15 protein-coding genes and 2 tRNA genes are annotated in these 20229 nt (G+C 46.3%); 2 read left to right on the top strand and 15 right to left on the bottom strand.

The features are described from left to right. Positions 1 to 5: 5 nt before the first annotated feature. From HQ43_RS04570 to HQ43_RS04520, 10 genes are all read right to left on the bottom strand, one after another. The gene (locus HQ43_RS04570; protein ID WP_036790345.1) at positions 6 to 2015 is read right to left on the bottom strand and encodes a hypothetical protein; all 2010 of its coding nucleotides are present in this window, start codon (positions 2013 to 2015) and stop codon (positions 6 to 8) included. A 21-nt stretch (positions 2016 to 2036) separates the two neighbouring features. Further along, positions 2037 to 3785, bottom strand: coding sequence for a phospho-sugar mutase (locus HQ43_RS04565; RefSeq protein ID WP_036790342.1), 1749 nt, complete (start codon positions 3783 to 3785; stop codon positions 2037 to 2039). Between the two features lie 1029 nt (positions 3786 to 4814). Next, positions 4815 to 6653, bottom strand: coding sequence for an AMP-dependent synthetase/ligase (locus tag HQ43_RS04555; protein ID WP_036790336.1), 1839 nt, complete (start codon positions 6651 to 6653; stop codon positions 4815 to 4817). A 59-nt stretch (positions 6654 to 6712) separates the two neighbouring features. Further along, positions 6713 to 6958 carry a GlsB/YeaQ/YmgE family stress response membrane protein gene (locus HQ43_RS04550; RefSeq protein ID WP_036790334.1) on the bottom strand — a complete coding sequence of 82 codons (246 nt, stop codon included), beginning with the start codon at positions 6956 to 6958 and terminating at the stop codon, positions 6713 to 6715. 96 nt (positions 6959 to 7054) lie between these two features. Continuing rightward, on the bottom strand, positions 7055 to 7786 hold the full coding sequence (locus tag HQ43_RS04545; protein ID WP_052103078.1) for an MBL fold metallo-hydrolase: 732 nt from the start codon (positions 7784 to 7786) through the stop codon (positions 7055 to 7057). A gap of 15 nt (positions 7787 to 7801) precedes the next feature. Next, complete coding sequence (locus tag HQ43_RS04540) at positions 7802 to 8488, bottom strand: RluA family pseudouridine synthase (RefSeq protein ID WP_152567483.1); 687 nt, start codon at positions 8486 to 8488, stop codon at positions 7802 to 7804. Positions 8489 to 8505: 17 nt separating this feature from the next. Continuing rightward, positions 8506 to 9252, bottom strand: a complete 747-nt coding sequence (gene fabG, locus HQ43_RS04535) for a 3-oxoacyl-[acyl-carrier-protein] reductase (protein ID WP_036790328.1) — start codon at positions 9250 to 9252, stop codon at positions 8506 to 8508. Between the two features lie 33 nt (positions 9253 to 9285). Further along, on the bottom strand, positions 9286 to 9879 hold the full coding sequence (locus HQ43_RS04530) for a TetR/AcrR family transcriptional regulator (protein ID WP_052103077.1): 594 nt from the start codon (positions 9877 to 9879) through the stop codon (positions 9286 to 9288). A 22-nt stretch (positions 9880 to 9901) separates the two neighbouring features. Continuing rightward, positions 9902 to 11752 carry an ABC transporter ATP-binding protein gene (locus HQ43_RS04525; protein ID WP_036790490.1) on the bottom strand — a complete coding sequence of 617 codons (1851 nt, stop codon included), beginning with the start codon at positions 11750 to 11752 and terminating at the stop codon, positions 9902 to 9904. A 138-nt stretch (positions 11753 to 11890) separates the two neighbouring features. Continuing rightward, a tRNA-Pro gene (locus HQ43_RS04520) sits at positions 11891 to 11965 on the bottom strand. Between the two features lie 183 nt (positions 11966 to 12148). Between HQ43_RS04520 and aroC the strand changes: the two genes are divergently transcribed. Together aroC and HQ43_RS04510 are read left to right on the top strand one after the other, a co-directional pair. Then, on the top strand, positions 12149 to 13240 hold the full coding sequence (gene aroC, locus HQ43_RS04515) for a chorismate synthase (protein ID WP_036790325.1): 1092 nt from the start codon (positions 12149 to 12151) through the stop codon (positions 13238 to 13240). Between the two features lie 259 nt (positions 13241 to 13499). After that, a tRNA-Met gene (locus HQ43_RS04510) sits at positions 13500 to 13573 on the top strand. Between the two features lie 441 nt (positions 13574 to 14014). Here the strand turns inward: HQ43_RS04510 and HQ43_RS04505 are convergent. From HQ43_RS04505 to floA, 5 genes are all read right to left on the bottom strand, one after another. After that, the gene (locus HQ43_RS04505) at positions 14015 to 14764 is read right to left on the bottom strand and encodes a 2-phosphosulfolactate phosphatase (RefSeq protein WP_052103076.1); all 750 of its coding nucleotides are present in this window, start codon (positions 14762 to 14764) and stop codon (positions 14015 to 14017) included. 80 nt (positions 14765 to 14844) lie between these two features. After that, positions 14845 to 15864 (bottom strand): OmpA family protein, encoded by a 1020-nt coding sequence (locus HQ43_RS04500; RefSeq protein WP_036790322.1) that lies wholly within the window; start codon positions 15862 to 15864, stop codon positions 14845 to 14847. 22 nt (positions 15865 to 15886) lie between these two features. Beyond that, on the bottom strand, positions 15887 to 18172 hold the full coding sequence (locus tag HQ43_RS04495) for an outer membrane beta-barrel protein (protein ID WP_036790319.1): 2286 nt from the start codon (positions 18170 to 18172) through the stop codon (positions 15887 to 15889). 165 nt (positions 18173 to 18337) lie between these two features. Continuing rightward, entirely contained in the window at positions 18338 to 19222 is an 885-nt protein-coding gene (locus HQ43_RS04490) for a nucleoside phosphorylase (protein WP_036790316.1), read from the bottom strand. Continuing rightward, positions 19215 to 20213, bottom strand: a complete 999-nt coding sequence (gene floA / locus HQ43_RS04485) for a flotillin-like protein FloA (protein ID WP_036790313.1) — start codon at positions 20211 to 20213, stop codon at positions 19215 to 19217. The genes HQ43_RS04490 and floA overlap by 8 nt, the downstream gene beginning before the upstream one ends. Positions 20214 to 20229 lie beyond the last annotated feature (16 nt).

Genomic DNA, 20229 nt, shown 5'->3' with positions numbered 1-20229 from the left:
GGGATTCAGAATAGTTTTAGAATGATCAGCTCGTAAGGAGAGATCGTAAGGTTTTTCAGAGCGGAGTCGGCATATAGAGAGGTTTCACTCTCTATCTCATACACTTCAAACTGCGGGGTTTGCGGGACGGACTCCGGGTGTTTGTGCCGAAATCTTGTGATGTGCAGATGCTTGTACTCTCGCTTTGTGTTCTTGAGGTTGATCTTATAGATGAGTTCGTGACGAGTGGTATTCACCGCCTTTATATAGCACTCTCCATCATCGGCAGAGGATGTACAGGAGAGATGGAGGTCGTCTATGGTGTCGGGTATCACCTTTTTCTTGGCAGAGGGATGCAGTTTGCTTCCGCTGTTTGTGCTTGTCCGGAGAAGCAGTTCATACAGACTGCTGCCCTTGGAAACCCCTCCGTGCGTGTAGAATAACGGAAGTAGATTCCAGCGAAATCTGTCAGCAAACAGTGGAGAAAAGGCTATCCCTTTGACTTGCTCTCTTCTTTTTTCAAGCTCGATTATTAACAACATTCTGTCTACAAGTTGAGGCCATCGAACCTGTTCGTTTTCCAGAACGGAGGGAAAGGAGATCTCTCCGTAAAGTTCCGGCTGTCTCATATAGACCAAAGAGTCTCGTTCCGGAGCAAGAGAGGCTATAAAGTTGTCGGTATTTTTTATCTCTTGTGTGATGTGAGCAAATGAGAAGTTCGGTGTAGGCCATATCTCCAACACTCCACCCGGTATAAGCTCCACGCCGGTGGAGTCCGGTGAGAAAGCATTGTGCATCAAAAGGAATCTTCGAGTGTACTCCTCTCCCCGCATACCGCTACCAAAAACGATCTTCGGCAGTAGTGTTTTGGAGAAAAGGGTGGTGTCGGACGGAGTGGGAAGAGTGGTATTCTTGGAAATATACCCTATTGCTTTCCTCAGCTTTTCGGTTCTGTTGGGCAGTTCGGATACACTCTCATGTCGGGGTAATGCCTTTATGGAGGTGATACCGGAGTTGGCAACGTACAGAGGCATGCTCTTTGTCTCCTTGCTCAAAGAGAGGAAGTGAGAAAGCAGAAACTGTTTGGGGAACTCGTTGCCCTGCAATGTCCAAAGAGAACGAGATGAAGAGTCGGACGCCCAATCGTAATAAGTCTCTTCATAATAGCCGTCTGCCAAACCTCCTCCGGGGAATGAAGTGAAAGAGGGATTGAGTTGCTTGAGCAGCTCTAACGAGCCTTTCGGGAGGGCGTACTCCTGCTCTTTGTTGTACCCGAAGGCAAAGAGAGATACATCATCAAGCTCTACCGCACCGGTTGTCTCTATTACAAGGTATGCACTATCTGCCGAAAGATCTGCTTTAAGCTCTTTGGAGAACGTGCCGAACTTATCCCCCCCTTCGCACATAGCTTCTATGGGAGAAGAGATGCGCAGTGAGTCTCTATGCTCTATGTAGCAACGCAGTGTCACGGGGCTGTTCAACGCACGAGCTTTGAACCGAAGTGTCATCCGGTCATCAGCGGCAACGGAAAACTTTGTATCGGCTCTGTTGGAGAGGATACGGCAAACACTCTTAACGGAATCCGAGGCTATCGGAACCGCTCTCATAAGATGATTTTGCTCTTTATCCGATACAAGGTCGAGCCTGCCCTTTTCTACTTCCCAGCCCGTACACACTCCCTGCTCCGGGTAGGGCAGTGTGTAGCCGTTGGGAGTAGTCAAACTCTTTTCCACCGAGCTGTATCGGCAAAGGGGAGGAACGTATGCTCCGAGATTGAAAGAGGAGTTGTAGATGAGATTGTAATCCAGTGCCGCTCTCTCTCCATTGCCTTCATTGGTGAAGACAACACCGTAAGAAAGTGCTGTGGCTGTGGCAATGGGGGAGTTGAAATCTATTTCGATCTCTCCCGTAACCTTTGGAGAGGTCTTGCAAGAGAGGAGCAGAGCACAACAAATAAAGAGAACCGCCGATCCCTTTACGGCTATGGTCTTCAGAGCCATAACCAAAGATTGTCGGCGGTTCTCTTTTATCTTCATTGTCAGAAGAGATAGGTCGGATTATATAGTGAGTTCGGACTTTATCCTTTCCACCTTGGCACGAGCCTCTTGGCGGATAACTTCAAGATCTGATCCTTCTTTTACCTTCAAGTGTACCTCTATGTAGTACTTGATCTTCGGTTCTGTTCCGGAAGGACGTATGGATAGCTTTGTGCCGTCAGCCGTTCTGTATTGCAGAACATTGCTTGTGGTCGGCATATCGAGAGTGAATTCCTCGTTTTGTTGAAGTAGTCTTCCCTTCAGGTCTACGTAGTCCAGCATTTCGGTTACAGGTGATCCATCTATGGTGTTCATAGGTCTCTCTCTGTATCCTTTCATCATTCCTTCTATCTCCTCAGCACCGGATTTACCTTTGCGGACAATGGAAACGCCCACTTCGTAAGAGAATCCGTAAGTGGTATAGATGTGATCCAGAAGTTGGTAGACAGTCATACCTTTCTCCTTTGCCCACGCTGCTATTTCGGCAAGGATGGCACAAGCAGAGACGGAGTTCTTGTCCCGGCAGAAGTCTTCCCACAGATAGCCGTAGCTCTCTTCGCCTCCGCCGAGGTACTCTTTCTTGCCCTCGTTTTGTCTTATGATGTCTGCTATCCACTTGAAACCGGTATAGCTGTCGTACAGTTCCACATTATTTGCTTCGGCAATAGTGCGGATAAGATCGGTTGTAACTATCGTCTTTACGATGTATTGGTTATCCTTGAGCTGTCCGCTCTCTCTTCGTTTCTCTATTGCATAGTAAGCATAGAGCAGACAAGTCTGGTTACCATTGACCAGTATCCACTCTCCGTTGTTGTCCTTAATAGCGGAGCCTATGCGGTCTGCATCCGGATCCGATGCCAAAACAAGCTCGGCATCCACCTCTCTTGCTTTGTCCAACGCCATCTTCAAAGCGGCAGGCTCTTCCGGATTGGGAGATACAACGGTAGGGAAATCTCCGCTGACAACTTCTTGTTCAGGTACCGAGATGATGTTTTTGAAGCCGAAAGCACGAAGCGCAGCCGGTACAAGTTTCTGTCCGCAACCATGGATAGGAGTGTAGACAATCTTCATGTCGCTGTGCGCTCTTACCGCATCGGGAGAGAGAGAAAGAGATGCGATGGCATTCAGGAACTGCTTGTCCATATCTTCTCCCAATATCTCTATCATGTCGGCAGGACCATCAAACTTTATCCCTTTCACGTCTCGTATCTGATTCACCTCTGCTATTGTGTTCTTGTCATGCGGAGGAATCATCTGCGCACCATCGCTCCAGTATGCCTTGTAGCCGTTGTACTCTTTCGGGTTGTGCGATGCCGTGATCATCACGCCGCTTTGACAGCCGAGTGTGCGAATGGCAAAAGAGACCTCCGGAGTAGGACGAAGATTTTCAAACAGGTAAACCCTTATGCCGTTTGCCGCAAATACCCCTGCCGCTATCTCTGCAAACTTACGAGAGTTGTTGCGGCAGTCGTGTCCTATGACCACCTTAATTTCGGGAAGAGATGCAAACTCTTTTTTCAGGTAGTTGGATAGCCCTTGTGTGGCAGCACCTACCGTATATCTGTTCATGCGATTGGAGCCTACGCCCATTATGCCTCGCAGCCCTCCCGTACCAAATTCGAGGTCTTTATAGAACGACTCTATGAGCAATGTTTTATCTTCTGACTCCATCATGCGGCGCACTTCTGCTTGTGTTTCCGCATCGTATCCGTCCGTGAGCCATTGCTGAGCTTTACTCGTGACGAGTTGGAGTAGCTGTTCTGTTGCCATAATCTAAAGAAATTATTGTATGTGTTTCATGTTATGTCCGTCCTGCAAAGATAACGAAATAGAGAGAGCGTACCAAAATGAAGGTAGAGGATAGCCTCTCTTGTTGTCTATATTATCTGTTGGCTTGGATGAGTCTCTCCGGTGAAAGGAACCATTTCTTTAAGTCTTCCCAAAACTATGATAAAAAAGAGGCACCACTTCAATTCCGTTTGAAGAACAAGTCTCTCCAAAAAGAAGAATATTTCGGAAAAACAACGGCTGGTTTTCTCTCTTTTGGGGAACTCGAAAATGGGGGAAACGGAGAGGCTATTTTTATATATTCCATCCCGTTGAAAACAGCTCTCTGATTGTCGTTCTCTATTTTGATCGGAGAGGGTGTTTTCAGAGCGCGACCGAACTGTTAAATCTGCCCCATTTTATTAACACAAATTCCGATACCTGTTAAGCAAAAACGCTAAACGAGCATATTTTGTCGGCTTAACGTATTAAACGAAACCGGTAAACGTATTTACCGATTTCATTTAATACGTTTACCGGATTCAATTAAAGTGTTTAGAAAATTTGGTTAGTTTGCTGATTATTAGTGATTTATCTGTTTTCTATGCTTTTTGGGCACTTTTTGAGTCATTTTGTCTTTATAGAATGTTTACAATGAATACTCCGAAAATTAAACTCTATTAACGCAAAAAAGGGGCTTGAATGAGACCAAGAGGAGGGTTGACTCCGTTTTTGAGATTTTCTGTATTACTTTGTCTTTCAGATTATTGCTTTCAGAATAGAGATCTTTATCCTTATATTGCTCCTGGCATCGCTCTCTTTTTTTTCTCTTCCACGAGGTTGAAAATGGGGAGAAACGGCACGCCGTTTTTATATAAAAGTGCACGCTGAAACGACTCTGTTTTTTGCCGTTTCGAGATGAAAAATAAGGGCAAAAAATAGCTCTGTATGATGGGGTGGAGGAGTGTCCTCTTTTCCCAAAATCATACAGAGCCTTATCTCCGAAAATCCTATAAACAGGATCTTCCGATGCTATTTTATGTCTGCACTCTGACCGTTATAGATGGCGCTGATCTCCTTTTCGTACTTCTCTTGTACCACACGGCGTTTTACCTTGAGAGTATTGGTCAGCTCGCCTGTCTCTATCGAGAACGGCTGCGAAAGGATATGGAAGCGTTTGATACGCTCGAACGATGCAAGGCCTTGTTGGGCTTGCTCTATGCGACCTTCGATAAGAGTGTGTACCTCTTCCATCTTTGCAAGATCTGTTTCTGACAGATCTTTGTTCGGCACTTGGCGCTTGTCCAGTGCCGTGCGCACCGCACTCCAGTTGGGATACACCAATGCGCTTACATAGGGTCGGTTATCCGCAATCACAGTTATCTGCTCTATGTATCTGTCTGATGATAGCAAGCCCTCTATCTGTTGAGGGGATATGTACTTGCCATTGGCAGTCTTGAAGAGGTCTTTGAGCCGTTCTTCAAAGAATATGGTCTGCCCTTCCATGCGTCCTTTATCTCCTGTTTTGAACCATCCGTCGGCTGTAAAGGCGGCTTCTGTTGCTTCCGGGTTTTTATAATATCCGGGTGTTATTGTGCCTCCCTTTACTAAGATTTCTCCCGTATCGGGGTCTATCTTTACCGAAACACCGGGCAGTGTCTCGCCGATAGAGTCCAGAATGTATCTCTTTTGAGGGTAGAAGCAGACGGTAGCCGAGGTCTCACTGAGTCCGTAACCGACTACGATCGGAATACCCATGGATTGAAGATATTCGTTGATCTTGATGGGAAGAGCCGCTCCTGCCGTTGGAAAAAGTTTTCCATGCGAGAGACCTATCGCCTTTCTTACTGCACTGAAACCGGTTTTATTGAAGAAAGCATACTTGATGGCAAGCAATGGAGGGGGAGTCAGCCCGTGTATCTTGTATTTGAGATTGTACTCTTTACCTATCTCAAGCCCTCTTCTCAAGATTTTTTGAACAAATGGAGAGGCGGTCTCTATCTTTTCCTGTACTCCCATATACACCTTTTCCCAGAATCGTGGAACGTTGCAGAGAAAGTGCGGTTCTACTTCTTTGAGGTAGGTCAGAATCTCTTTCGGTTTGTCGCAAATGGCTATGCGTACTCCACGTTGCAGGCAGAGATAACTCCAGAGCTTCTCGAAGATGTGAGACATCGGTAAAAAGTTGATAGACCAATGAGAGTGTCCCATATCCGGTATGCGGATGATGTGCCCTTCGAGAGCTATTATGATGTTGTTGTGAGTAATGATTACTCCTTTGCTTAGTCCGGTTGTTCCGGAGGTGTATATAAGGGTCGCAATATCCGATCGAAGTGCTTTGGATCTTCTTACCTTGACTTCAGCAGCTGCATTGATGGTATCTCCGAGCTTCAGGAAGTCCGAAAAATAGAGTGATGAACTATCTTCCGGATGAAGGCGCACACTGGTTTCAAACACCACAATCTGCTTTAGAGAGTCTATCTCTTTCAGCATCTTGTAAGCAATGTTATACTGCATTTGGTCACCGACAAAGAGTATCTTGACTCCGGTTTGGTCAAGTATAAACCGAAGTTGCTCCGGAGCGGATGTAGCATATACGGGCACACATATTCCACGTATGCTGTATATTGCCAAATCTGCGTAGACAACCTTGTCTTTGTTCTCGGAAAAGACTCCCACGCAATCTTGAGGAGCGACTCCAAACTCTATGAGACTTTGTGCCGTTCTCTGTACATAATCGCTAAGAGTAACCCAGCTGATCTTGCTCCATTTCCCATCTTCCGAACGTACTTTTAGGGCTGCATCCGAACCATATTTCTGTGCCTGTATGGGAGCTAACTCTGCTAAATGGTGTATCTTTTCCTGTGCCATGTTTCTTATTTCTTGTCTTTATTGGGAGGTCTCTTTTCTGGTTTTAGTCCGAAAAGCCTTTATTTCTTACGAAAGATATTGGCTACAATCAGAATGATGCAAGCTCCGATGAAAGACATAACGAACTGTCCCCAATTGCTATCGCCCACTTGAATATCCAACAGACTGTAAACCAAACTTCCGACAGCTCCACCCACGAGGCCGAGCAGAGTGTTTATAAATACTCCGAAAGAACGATCACGGAACAACTTGCCTGCTAAAAATCCGGCAACACAACCAATAATAAGTGATAAAATAAAACTCATAACCTGTAATGTTTTTGTGTGTTTTTAATAATAAGATAGCTCCAATCGGAGACCTCTACTATACAAATATAATATAAAATAGTGAGATATCGGGGATTATTTAAGGATTGCAGAGATCGTTCCTTGCGATGTATCCACAATCTTGAACCCGAATTTTTCTGAAATTGTCTCCAATTTTTTTAGGTTGTCAGGCGTACCATTCCAATGGATGGGTGCAAAATATCGGGTGGTGGTTACCGTTTGGAGAAACTCTTCCAACCCTTGAAGATAGTTGGGACCCAGGCGAAGATCGGTAGGGAACAGGAGCAGATCCATGGGATAAAGCTTATCGGCAGAGAGGTTTGCAAGCTCTTCTTTATATACAGCCGCATACAGAGAGCGATAGTATTCGTTGGCTTCTTGATCCCAATGCCAATGGTTGAGATCGCCGGCGTAGAAAATTGTAAATCCATCCCGTAATCGGAGGTAAAAAGAGCCACCTTCGTCTGTCGATCCATACACCTTCAGGGATAATCCAACCCTTTTCAATGCATACTCTTCAAGGATAGAAAGGAATATCACATCGTCTATCCGATCTGCAGGAACACTCTCTCGTACCTGTTCGCAAAAGATATAAGTGGGATGAAAAGGCGTTAGCAGATCGAATATATCCCGGCTATAATGGTCGTGATGCGAGTGTGTGCAGAAAACAACAAGAGGCTTCTCATGAGAGAGAAGCCTCATTAGCGTGGGAGTTGTTTGGGATGAGTTGTAGAAGTCGAAGAGCAGAAAGCTCTCGTCTGTCTCTATCAAACAGGTGCTGTGAGCTATAAAGTGAAGAGTCTTCATCTTAAAAATGTGTTGTTACTTCTCGTTTGCCACTTTCCATGCACCGTCTATGTCCAAAGGATAAGGCGCGGTAATCGCTACCTCCTTGCCGGATATCGGATGCGTGAATGAGATTGTGCGTGCATGGAGACCGATACTCCCTTTTGGTCCGGATCGCTTCGCTCCATACTTCAGATCGCCTCTTATGGAAGATCCGATGGATGAAAGCTGGCAGCGGATCTGGTGATGTCTGCCGGTGAATAACTTTACTTCCAACAGCGTAAAGTGTGTACCCTGCTTCAATGTCCGGTAAGCAAGAACAGCTTCCCTGGCTCCGGGGCTGTTCTTACTTACGACATAGGATTTGTTTTGCTCTTCGTTCTTTTTGAGATAATGCACAAGCTTGGGATTCTCTTCCTGAACAGGAGGTTGCTCTACCAGTGCATGGTAGACTTTGGAAACCTTATCCTCTCTGAAAAGTTGATTGAAACGAGAAAGTCCTTTAGAGGTTTTGGCAAACAGCACAACACCGGAAGTGGGTCGGTCCAATCTGTGAATCACCCCCAAAAAAACGTTTCCCGGCTTATTGTCTCTCTTTTTGATGAAGTCCATTATGATATCTGGAAGAGTGGTATCTCCCGTTTTGTCGCCCTGAGTAATATCTCCGGGCTTTTTGTTTACCGCAATGATATGGTTGTCTTCGTAGAGAATCTCAAGCTTCATTACACTTATCTTTTAGATCAGATCTCCATCCCTCCGCAAACGGGAAGCACTTGACCTGTAACGTATGAGGATAGATCGGACGCGAAGAATACTACTGCGCCTGCAATATCTTCGGGTTGACCGGCTCTCTTAAGAGGCAATCCTGCAACCCATTGCTTCTTTGATTCTTCCGGAAGTTCGGCAGTCATGTCTGTCTCTATAAAGCCTGGTGCGATGACATTGACGCGGATGCCTCTTGAGCCCAACTCTTTTGCCACACTCTTGGAAAAGCCTATCAAGCCTGCTTTAGAGGCTGCATAGTTGGCTTGTCCTGTATTCCCGGAAATTCCTACCACTGATCCGAGATTGATGATACTGCCTTGACGCGCTCTCATCATAATGGGAGTAACGGCATGAGTAAGGTTGAAAGCAGATTTTAGGTTCACATTCAGAACATCGTCCCATTGCGACTCTGTCATTCTCATGAGCAGTCCGTCCTGAGTGATACCGGCATTATTGACTAGAATATCTATCTTACCGAAGTCTTTCATAACTTCTTCCACCAACTGGTGAGCCGCTGTAAAGTCTGCCGCATCCGAGGCATAAGCTTTTCCTTTCACACCAAGATTTGCTATTTCTTGCTCTACCGCTTCGGTATTGGCGTTAAGGCTTCTGCCTGTAAAAGCGACACTTGCTCCATGTTTAGCCAGTTCGATTGCAATACCTTTACCTATACCTCTACTGCCACCGGTAACTAAAGCTACTTTTCCTTCTAAAAGTTTCATCTGTTTATTGGTTTTATTGTTGTGTTATTTCTGTTACTTGTAGTTGCCACACAGCCCATTTATGAAGAGTTTTCGGAGGTCGATGAGATGGTTTTTCATCTCTTCGTTGTCCAGACTAATGAATCCTTTTATAAAAGGAACCTCTAACCCCTTGAAAGCACTCTGTATAATGTATGCCATGTACTTTACATCCCGTACCACATATATCTTTTTATCCACACCCTCTTGCAGGATCTTCTCTATCAGTCTGCGCTCTTTGATGTCGAACTTCAAGCGAGTACGCTCTACAAGCATGATGTCACGAAAGAAGTCTGCATCCAAAGAGCCGTTTCGCTTGACGATATTATCTATCGCCTGAAAGCGACGAAGAGCAAACCGGACCAGCTTATCTTGGGGAGGAAGATCTATCTCCGAAAACTCTCTAAGCTCTTCGTAAAGGGTGTCCAACTCTGTCTGCACCACAGCTGCAAATATCTCCTCCTTACTTCTAAAGTAGGTATAGAGAGTTCTTCTTCCTTTTTTTGCCGCTTGAGCTATGTCGTTCATGGTCGTTGCCTCTACTCCAATCTTCGCAAAAAGCTGGCGAGCTGTTTCTACAAATATCTTTCGTGTCTTTGATAATGCCATATCGGGAGCTGTTTAAGATAGATTAGAATTGTTGCATTTTGCATAATCTTGAGTAATGACCCTCAAGAGCAAGAAGCTGTTGATGCGTGCCCTGCTCCACGATTTTTCCTTCACTCAAAACGCATATAATATCGGCTTTCACAATTGTAGAGAGACGGTGAGCGATCACTACGGCTGTACGTCCTTTCATTAAGTTTTCCAATGCTTCCTGCACCTGCTTTTCGGAGGCGGTGTCAAGGGCGGAAGTGGCTTCATCCAGTATCAGCAGTTGCGGATTTTGAAGCACCGCTCTGGCTATGCTCAAGCGTTGCCGCTGCCCGCCGGACAGCTTTCCTCCTCTGTCGCCGATATTGGTGTGATACCCTTCTGCCATTTGAGAGATAAACTCATGGGCATTGGCAATCTTTGCAGCCCGCTCCACCTCTTCCTGTGTGGCATTAGGCACACCGAACGAAATGTTATTGAAGACGGTATCATTGAACAGAATAGCCTCCTGATTCACATTCCCCATTATCGAACGCAGGTCTGCCACCCGGAGCTGACGTATATCCTTGCCATCTATCTTTATGGAGCCTTCCGTTACATCGTAAAAGCGTGGTAGAAGATCCACGAGCGTACTCTTTCCGGAGCCGCTTTCTCCCACGAGGGCTACGGTTTTCCCTTTCGGTATCTCCAGGTTTATGTCTTGAAGCACCCACGATTGCCCGTAGCGGAACCAGACCTTATCAAACTTGATACTCCTGTCAAACGTAATCTCTTCCGGAGTTGCAGGGTCTTGTATAGGGTTTTCTGCGTTGAGGATAGAGTCTATCCGCTCTAAGGATGCCATGCCTCGCTGTACGGCATAAGCTCCTTTTGAAAGTTCTTTTGCCGGATTGATAAGATTATAGAAGATGATAAGATAGTAGATGAATGTCGCTGCTTCGAGAGAGTCGCTGCCTTCAAGAATAAGCGTACCACCATACCACAATACGATGGCTATCGTTGCCGTGCCGAGAAATTCGCTCATCGGATGAGCCAATATCTGGCGACGAGTAATGCGTATAGAGGTTCTCCGGAAAGTGTTATTAAATTCACCGAAACGTCTGTCCATCTTATCTTCTGCACGGAAAGCCTTAATAATGCGTAAGCCGCTCAGCATTTCTTCAACCATACTCATGAGGAGTCCCCACTGTTGTTGTCCTAATAGGGAGGTGCGTTTCAGCTTCTTGCCTATTCGTCCCATGATATATCCGGCAATGGGAAGAAGTATGAACACGAAGAGGGTAAGCTGAGGAGAGATCACGATCATGCCTACGAGGAATATCGTGATCATTATCGGGTTCTTCAGCAACATATCCAAAGAGCTCATCACAGACACTTCCACTTCGTTCACATCACCTGCCACGCGTGCAATGATGTCTCCTTTGCGCTCTTCGCTGAAAAAGGAGAGCGGAAGAGAGAGCATCTTTCGGTAGAGTTGGTTTCTGATGTCCCGTACCACACCGGTGCGGATTGGAAGAAGTGCATACCCTGCAAGATAGGAGGTGCCAACCTTTAGAGCCGTCATTACCACAAGAGCCACTCCGAGAACTATCAGCGTATAGGAGCCGCCTTGGGTCTCTATCATTTGGGTCAGATAGTAGTTGAAGTTGTGTTTAAGTATTTCTGCCCCCTCTTTCAGACCACTCATAGAGCCAAGGCTAAGCTTGCTCCATGATCTCATGTCATACACTCCGGCGTCCAGCTTAAAGAGTATGCGCAGGATGGGCATGATGAGTGCAAAGGTGAAAAGATTGAGGATGGCGGATATGATATTAAGAAGAATACTCATCACCAAGTACCACTTATAGGGTGGCACAAAGCGTTTTATGAGTCCGATAAATTTCTTCATCTCTGCTGTTTTGTGGATATGAATAACAAAGATAACGATTTTTATCGTTAGGGATGTCCCTACACAGGACCATTTCAAAAGGATAGAATACGAAAAAAACTCAATCTCCTTGATGCGGAAATTGAGCTTCTCGATTTGTCGGGGTACCAGGATTCGAACCTGGGACCCCCTGCTCCCAAAGCAGGTGCGCTAACCGGACTGCGCTACACCCCGATAAGACAAGATCGTGAGACCCTTTTGTCTTTTGCTCTGCAAAGGTAAGACAACTTTTTTATTCTCGCAAGAGTCGGAGCGAAAAATCTCTTCTTCTCTCTCCGCTTTCTTCAATATCGCTATCTTTGAAGCGTAAGAAGAGGCAATTTCCCCTTGATAAACAGAAATTAAACGGCAATTATCATGAATACGATAGGCACACATTTTCGTCTTACGACCTTTGGAGAGAGTCACGGCGCAGCCATTGGAGGCGTTATAGATGGCTGTCCGGCAGGAGTGGCACTGCGCTTGGATGAAGTGCAGGAAGCTTTGGACAGGAGAAGACCGGGCGGTTCGGATCTTACCACGCCCCGTAAAGAAGAGGATCGGATAGAGTTTCTTTCCGGACTCATGGACGGCATCACCACAGGAGCGCCTATCGCTTTTCTTATCAGAAATTCGGATCAACGTTCCGGTGACTACTCTTCTCTCGAACAGGTTTACCGCCCTTCTCATGCCGACTATACCTACACAGCCAAGTATGGTGTACGGGATCATCGTGGCGGAGGACGCTCTTCCGCACGAGAGACAGCCGTTCGGGTTGCTGCCGGAGCCATTGCAATGCAGATCCTTAACGATATGGGGATAGAGATAGTAGCCTATACGGCTTCTGTCGGAAAGGTCTCCATGCCTCAGATTTACTTGGATTTTGTGATGAAAGAAGAGGTGGAGGCTCATGCCGTGAGAACGCCCCTCTCCCAAACTGCCCGTGAAATGGAAGAGGAGATAAAGGCTGCAAGAGAGGAGGGAGACAGCGTTGGAGGTACTATTGCCTGCATTATTCGGGGAGTTCCTCCCGGATGGGGAGCACCTTTGTATGATAAATTGAGTGCAAAACTCTCTTCTGCGATGCTCAGCATAAACGCTTGCAAGGCATTCGAGCTGGGAGACGGCTTTGCCGGATGCCATGCCAGAGGAAGCGAGCAGAACGACTCCTTTGTGCCGTGTCCGCACTCTCCTCGTGGCATAGCCACGCTTTCCAATCACTCCGGAGGTATTCAGGGAGGTATTTCCAATGGAGAAGTGATCCGTTTCAGAGTAGGATTCAAACCGGTTTCAAGTATTTCAAAGAAACAGCAGAGCGTGAATAAGGCCGGAGAACAGGTGGAGATCGAAATTGCCGGACGGCACGATCCGTGCGTCTTGCCTCGTGCAGTCCCTATCGTGGAGGCTATGGCTGCTCTGGTTTTGGCGGATTCTTATCTCGCTTCTTTGGGAGACAGACGAGAGGGATAACGTCTTGATGCACCTTTTCCCTCTCGTGCTCTTTGGGAGAAGAGGTTAGTCGCAGCATCGTCTCAAGATGAAAAGAGAGAGGGAATAAGTAACCAATACAGAACCATCTGTATCATGACGAATGCGAAACAGGAAGAGAATCAAATTCTAAACATTGCCGTAGATAATAGATCTCTTCTCGAATATGGCTGTTGCAGAGAAAAAATAGGGAATTGGTGTTGTGAGTTCAAATCTTTTGACTTATCTTTGCACAGCAAACGGCGAGATAGCTCAGATGGTTAGAGCGCATGATTCATAATCATGAGGTCCCGAGTTCAATTCTCGGTCTCGCTACTTCTTTAGAAGGTGTCGGAGAACATCCCGGTGGATGAAGCTTCGACACCTTTTTTGTTACCCTCTTTCCGCTTCTCCAAACAGGGTGTCCGGATGCGATAAACGGCTCTTACGGAGGGTTTTGAAGTGTCCGGTCTCTTCTGATTTCTGGTTTCTTTTTTTCTCTTTACGGCAAGAGGGTCGGGTATGATGCTTGATGAGAAAAGAGGTAAAAGGGTTCGGAAGTTTTGCCGATAAGGTTCAATAAAAGGCGTAAAGAGGTTAAAATTTTCAGATCAAGGTTCGAGTTCTACAAAACAAGGCTTGGTCTCCAAAAATTGTGGTTTGATTTTTGGAGACCAAGCCTTGTTTTTATCCCTTGTATCTGTTTAGCGAAACTTTTGAACGGGTTTAGCTCTTTTTCTAAAAAGGATAAAAGAAGTTTGCATACAGCTTTGATGCCTATCGTCTCTGCTTATCCACTATCATGGTTTCGCCTTTCACGTTTTGGCAGACGGGAACGACGTCCCAAATGCTCTGCTTCAGGCAGTAGGCGGCATCTTCTTCCAGTCCGAGAGCTTCGAGCCGAGCGTAGTGGTCGGTAGTGGAGAGATAGAGAGCCAACTCCTCATTGTGGTCGTTCCAAATGGTGTTCATGGATCTTATGGAGTCCGATAGCGGAGTGAGGTCGGCAAGTCTGCTCAGAGAGCTGTACAGCGCACCGGCAAACAGGGAGTCTTCCAAGCTCATCTTGTCTCGCCATCCGGCTGCAAGGATCAGTACCGTTCCGGTGTGCCGGGCAAGGTAACGGGAGAGGGCTTCGATATTGACGAATGCTCCAACCAGCACTTCTTCTTTTGCTATCTTCATCGCTTCTGCCAAGGCGTGAGTGCCATTGGTGGTTGTGAAGTATATGGATCTGCCTGCCACCAAATGGGGCTGATACTCGAAAGGGGAGTTACCGCACCGGGCAAAAGAGCATCTGCGTGCATCTCTTTCGGCACCTACAATCTCTCCCATCACGGCTTTGGCTTCTGCCTTTTCCAGAGAGTCGAGCGGATAGACCGCCTTTGCACCATTGCCCAACATCGTTATGATGGTGCTGCTTGCACGCCAAACATCCACGACAACCACTCTATCCACACCTTCCGAGTAGGGCGGAAGCAGAAGGGGAGAGATGCAGAGGTCTATTTTGATTTTGTTTCTCATCATTCGTTTTTGCAAGAAAAAGCCCGAAGCAACTCCATGGGAGAGTCTTCGGGCTTTGAATATAAGATCGGATCAGACCGTTTTTAGTCGTTGTCAATAGAGGCAATATCCACTCGTCTGGCTTGTGCCGGAGAGGATGTTACACTGTCTATACCACCCATGTAAGCATCTATGCGAGACGGTGCTATGCCTTTATCCATGAGGTAGCGCTTTACGGCTTCCACTCTCTTTGCGGAGAGAGCGTTGTTTTTAGCCAGATTTCCCTCAGGAGAAGCATATCCGTTGAGGCGGATGCGTTGGTCGGGATAGGTTTCCAGATAGGTAATCACCTGCTGCAGAGCTGTCTCGTACTCTCCGGAAATCTTGTGAGAACCTACGGGGAAGAAGATCTTGTGAGAGATGCGCGGTGTTCTTGCCTGTGCCACTTGGATATACTCCACGATGGTATCCTTAGGAAGATTTTTGGCATCTATCGTAAGCTCCACCTTTGCGACTCTCTGATCTTGATGTGGAGCAGGAACAGAAACCTTCTCTTCCACCAACGGAAGAGCCGTTTGGGGTTTCACTCGGCTCTCCTCTCTGAGTATCGGAGGTTCCATTACCGAACGAGGAGGTTGCGGAGCGGTGTTTACGATAACAGGTGCAGATGACGGCAATACCGCAGGAGCAGAACCGGACTCCGGTAAGATGAGTGTCTGGAGAACCTGCGGAGGCAGTTTGCTGTTGTTGGCTACCATTAGAAGCAGGAGCCTTTCAAGGCGATCCAGACGAGCTTCAAGGTGTCCGCTGTAACTCTTTGCCAACGCTTCGTCTATCATCTTACGCTTGAGAGCCTCTATTTTGGCGCGCATCACAAGAGCATCCAACTCTCTTTGAGATTCGATGGAGTCTCTTTCGAGGGCGGCGGTTACAAGCTCCGTAACCAGGATTTCTGCCTGTTGGCGTGAGATCGGGATAAGCTTTTCTCCCTCTCCCGGACGTAGTACACTGGTCTTGCGAACCTTCTCTTTAGACTCTTTTTTGTGTACAACCTCCTTCTTCTGTGCCCATACAAAGCCGGGCACAGAGAGAAGAAGAACAGCTGTTACAAGTATTTTTCTCATAATCTAACATCGAATTTTGGGGTTAGAATACGAAGCGATATCCTACTGCAATCTGGTTGTTTTGGAATAAGTTGCGTGTAGAATAGTCCACGAAGATAGAGTTCTCGCCTACCTTGAGGTTGGTTCCGAGTATGATGTTACTACCGGCTCTCATCGTGTCGTATTGCTTAAACAGTCCCAATCCAAAGCCAATATAGGGTTGGATAGGCGAGTCTGCAGGAAGAGATATATTGTATATCACATTACCGGAAAGACCATAACCGGTCTTTTTGCCCAATGCTATGAACAGTTCGGGAACGAAGTCAAAGTTGGTATCGCTCACTTGCAAGTAAGCACGGAGACCAATATTGGCTGTGAGCTGTTCACCGAAGTTTACTCCGACGATAGGTGCCAAAGTGTTGTATCTGAGGAATGCGGTTTTGGTGGAAGTCTGATAAGCGTCTCCCTCCATTGACTTTGAAATCACTCGGCGTCCCTCTTTGGCATTTGGTTGTGTCGCATGTTCCGGATTGATGATCACCGGTTGGGCAGGAGCAACAAGCGGTGTGGACTGTCTTGGTTGTGTAGGCATGATAACCGTTGTAGAGGGTTGCGGCTGCACGTTGGAGCGGAGAAGTGTGTCGTAGTTTCTGTCCATCTTTTCTATGAGAGCCTTAAGCTCGGCTACCAAAGCATCGTTGGAAGATGGTGCCACACCTCTTTGATCTTGACGGAGAGCCGATAGAACCAAAGCAAAATCTGCGTCCGAAACAGCATGGCTTCTGCGTGATTTTCTTTGTGTAAGCACTTTCTCTACTACTCTGTCCACAAGCTCTTCAAACTCGCGAGCCGTCATTGTTTCACTGCTTCTCGGTTGAGATACGGTTTCTATCTTCTTGCTTGTAACGCTCTTTTCTTCCAAGACCTCTTTGCGTTGCTCCATAAGTGTTTCCACTTGTGCGTCATCTCCTGCCTTTAGAGCTTCTGCAAGCTGTCGGTTGATAGCGGCAAGCTTGTCTTCATACTCGGCACGAAGTGCATTGATCTCAGCATTGCTTCTCTCTCTCTCTCTTTCCAAAGCAGAGCCGTAAAGCGTAGAAGCACTCTTGACAGGAGCACCAAGATTGATGCGTAAACCTGCTGTGTACATCATGTTGGCTTTTACTTGAGAAGGCGTAACGATCTTTTCGGGAGAAACATCCTGCTTGGACATCAAGATGGCATTGGCTGTACCGTAAAGAGCAAAGTAGCGAGAAAGAGGTATTTCTATACCTGCTCCTGCCTGTGCAAAGAGATTGTTTTTGTTGAAATCGGTTTGATTGATTTCCTTTTCATCTTTTCTTGCATCAAGATAACCGGCACCAAACTGCAAGTAAGGTACAACGCCGCGAGGCTGATTGAGGCGTGCAATCACGTTAGCCCCGTACATGCGCAACTCTTTATTGAACTTCGTGGAGAGTTTCCCCGGTTCTTCTGTCGCCTGATAGTAGTAACCACGTATGCCGACAAGGGAGGAAAAATCTATTCCGGCTGAACCTCCCACAAACCATTGGTCTTTATATGGGAAGCTTTCATTGAAGTCCATGAATGCTACACCCGGTTCAAGAACAAATTTGAGTCCGTGTGCAAAACCTCCTGTATAACTGTCACGGACACGTCTGTCCAAGGATGTGTTCAATCTTGGATTCGATCCGCCAAGGTATATATCCAGAGATGCAAGAGCAGAATAGTTCTTCAAAAACTCGTTCTTGTTCTGTGTATGCGGATTCAGATACGCATTCGTCGGGTCCATATTGAACAGTAGCTGCTTCGCTTCTAAAGAGAAGACCACGCGCGGAGAGATATTCATCTTGAGACCTGCACCCAAAGAGGCGTAGATCTGTTGCTCTTTATGAGCTCTGGCGTCCGTGCCTTCTGTCAATGGGTTATAGTCGAAATACTGAATACCGGTCCCTGCCAATATATAAGGAGAGAACGATACGCCGGAGAATATATTGAGCTTGGCTTCTCCTCCAATGCGTGTGATATCCAACGAGTGATTAGGTAACTTTTCTGCAAGATTGTCTGCAACATTCCAGTTGAGACTCTTGAGTTTCCCTTTGAGGTCAAAAGATTTTTCAGCAATAGCTCTCAGTTCGAAATGCGGACCAAATCCAAATCCGGCACGAAGCCCATAGAACATATTGTTTTCAAGATTGATATTTTTATTCCACCACTGGTACTCGATCAAGGGAGAAACGGTTACGCTGACGTCTCTTACCTGAGCGTTTGTAGTTCCAAAAGCGGATGCCCCAATCAGAAGGGCGGTCAGTAGATGCTTTCTTTTCATGGTTATAAAATTTAGAACATTACGAATGTGTTTATCGTAGTAGATAACTCCTTCAGTATAGTACAAAGATAGTAAAAATATATAAAAGGAAAGCGGTATTCTTAAATTAAACACCGCTTTTCCTCTTTTTATATACAGAAACCTCTCTCGGTTTTGAGCGTTTTATCAGATTCTTTCCAATACAATCCGGATAAGGTTTTGTAAAGATTGTTTATAGTCGACATTCATTTTTTGAGCCTTTCTTCCTGCTATTATACAACAGACTGTGAGGACGTTATGTCCCAGTACAGCCCCTATGCCGGCAAGGGCAGAAGACTCCATTTCAAAGTTTGTGATGATCCGGTTATTCCATGAAAATGCCTGAATCTTCCTGTTTAGATCCGGGTCTGCAAGTTCAAAGCGTAACTTTCTACCCTGTGGAGCATAAAATCCGTTTGCGGCAATGGTAACGCCTTTTAGTATATCATCTTTACAGATTCTGTCTACAAGCGGATCCGGAGCCTCTACAACGTATGGAAGAAGTCCTTTTATTTTCCAGTCCAATTGTTTCATAAGCTCTTTTTCAAACGCCAAATCGCAAACCTGATCCCGACCTGCGTAGAAGTTCAATACGCCATCAAAACCTATTGCATACTTTGCCGCCACGTATGTCCCTATCGGAGAGATGTCCTGAAGCCCTCCGGATGTTCCGATACGTATGATATCGAGTTTGCGAAATTCATCTTTAACCAAACGGGTATCAAAGTCCACATTAGCCAACATATCGAGTTCGTTCATTACGATCTCTATATTGTCTCCACCGATTCCATGGGACAAGACTGTGATGCGTTTGCCTTGATACATTCCGGTAATCGAATGAAACTCCCGGCTGCTAATATTACACTCAATATCTGTAAGGAATGAAGCGATGTTGTCTACACGTGCCGGATCTCCGCAGACAATGACTTTATCTGCAAGATGTTCGGGTTTCATGTGCAGATGGAATATGGATCCATCGCTGTTTATGATCAGTTCCGATGGCGGAATAGGCTGCTTACTGTTGTTAAGCATCTTTTTCGTGATTTTTAGGTTTAACCTCAAGCGGTTTCGCTATACTCTCTCTCATGGAAGTATCGGCTTGAATATTTTTCAAGTGATAATAGTCCATGATACCGAGATTTCCGCTTCTGAATGCTTCGGCGATGGCTTTGGGCACTTCTGCTTCTGCTTCTATCACCTTCGCTCTGGCTTGTTGGGCAAGAGCTTTCATCTCTTGTTCGCTTGCCACAGCCATGGCTCTACGCTCTTCTGCCTTTGCTTGTGCGATGTTTTTGTCCGCTTGAGCTTGGTCCATTTGTAGCACCGCACCGATGTTTCTACCTATATCTATATCCGCTATATCTATGGAGAGGATTTCAAAAGCCGTTCCGGCATCGAGACCTTTACGAAGAACCAGTTTTGAGATAGAGTCCGGATTTTCGAGGACACTCTTATGGCTTTCGGATGAACCGATAGAAGAGACGATACCTTCGCCTACACGAGCCAAAACGGTCTCTTCTCCTGCTCCCCCTACAAGTTGTTTTATGCTTGCCCGAACGGTTACACGAGCTTTGGCAATGAGCTGGATACCATCTTTAGCCACGGCTGTTACCGGAGGCGTATCTATCACTTTCGGATTTACAGACATCTGAACCGCTTGGAAGACGTCTCTACCGGCAAGGTCTATTGCGGTAGCCATTTGGAACGGAAGGTCTATGTTTGCTTTGGAAGCAGATACCAGCGCATGTACCACCTGCTCTACGTGTCCTCCTGCAAGGTAGTGGGCTTCAAGTTCATCTCGTGTGAGTTGGAGGTCTGCCTTGTGCGACTCGATCATCGCTCTCGTTATCACATGAGGAGGAACATTTCTGATGCGCATCAGAAAGAGTTGCAACAGAGAAATTCTCACTCCCGACACACGTGCGGATATCCATAGCAGCACAGGGAAATAGATAAGAAAAATGGAAAGGAGGATGATAGCCACAAAGGCAACCCCTATCCAGAGATAAAATGTTTCTTGCATAGTTCTATGATTTATA

Origin of the sequence: Porphyromonas canoris, from assembly GCF_000769115.1 — a bacterium.
GTDB classification, from domain to species: Bacteria; Bacteroidota; Bacteroidia; order Bacteroidales; family Porphyromonadaceae; genus Porphyromonas_A; species Porphyromonas_A canoris.
This window is presented reverse-complemented; position numbering and strand designations above follow the sequence as displayed.

What these genes read in the sequence shown, in the direction of transcription:
- HQ43_RS04570 (WP_036790345.1), bottom strand. Translation starts at nt 2,015, where the DNA reads ATGAAGATAAAAGAGAACCGCCGACAATCTTTGGTTATGGCTCTGAAG.
- HQ43_RS04565 (WP_036790342.1), bottom strand. Translation starts at nt 3,785, where the DNA reads ATGGCAACAGAACAGCTACTCCAACTCGTCACGAGTAAAGCTCAGCAA.
- HQ43_RS04555 (WP_036790336.1), bottom strand. Translation starts at nt 6,653, where the DNA reads ATGGCACAGGAAAAGATACACCATTTAGCAGAGTTAGCTCCCATACAG.
- HQ43_RS04550 (WP_036790334.1), bottom strand. Translation starts at nt 6,958, where the DNA reads ATGAGTTTTATTTTATCACTTATTATTGGTTGTGTTGCCGGATTTTTA.
- HQ43_RS04545 (WP_052103078.1), bottom strand. Translation starts at nt 7,786, where the DNA reads ATGAAGACTCTTCACTTTATAGCTCACAGCACCTGTTTGATAGAGACA.
- HQ43_RS04540 (WP_152567483.1), bottom strand. Translation starts at nt 8,488, where the DNA reads ATGAAGCTTGAGATTCTCTACGAAGACAACCATATCATTGCGGTAAAC.
- fabG (WP_036790328.1), bottom strand. Translation starts at nt 9,252, where the DNA reads ATGAAACTTTTAGAAGGAAAAGTAGCTTTAGTTACCGGTGGCAGTAGA.
- HQ43_RS04530 (WP_052103077.1), bottom strand. Translation starts at nt 9,879, where the DNA reads ATGGCATTATCAAAGACACGAAAGATATTTGTAGAAACAGCTCGCCAG.
- HQ43_RS04525 (WP_036790490.1), bottom strand. Translation starts at nt 11,752, where the DNA reads ATGAAGAAATTTATCGGACTCATAAAACGCTTTGTGCCACCCTATAAG.
- aroC (WP_036790325.1), top strand. Translation starts at nt 12,149, where the DNA reads ATGAATACGATAGGCACACATTTTCGTCTTACGACCTTTGGAGAGAGT.
- HQ43_RS04505 (WP_052103076.1), bottom strand. Translation starts at nt 14,764, where the DNA reads ATGATGAGAAACAAAATCAAAATAGACCTCTGCATCTCTCCCCTTCTG.
- HQ43_RS04500 (WP_036790322.1), bottom strand. Translation starts at nt 15,864, where the DNA reads ATGAGAAAAATACTTGTAACAGCTGTTCTTCTTCTCTCTGTGCCCGGC.
- HQ43_RS04495 (WP_036790319.1), bottom strand. Translation starts at nt 18,172, where the DNA reads ATGAAAAGAAAGCATCTACTGACCGCCCTTCTGATTGGGGCATCCGCT.
- HQ43_RS04490 (WP_036790316.1), bottom strand. Translation starts at nt 19,222, where the DNA reads ATGCTTAACAACAGTAAGCAGCCTATTCCGCCATCGGAACTGATCATA.
- floA (WP_036790313.1), bottom strand. Translation starts at nt 20,213, where the DNA reads ATGCAAGAAACATTTTATCTCTGGATAGGGGTTGCCTTTGTGGCTATC.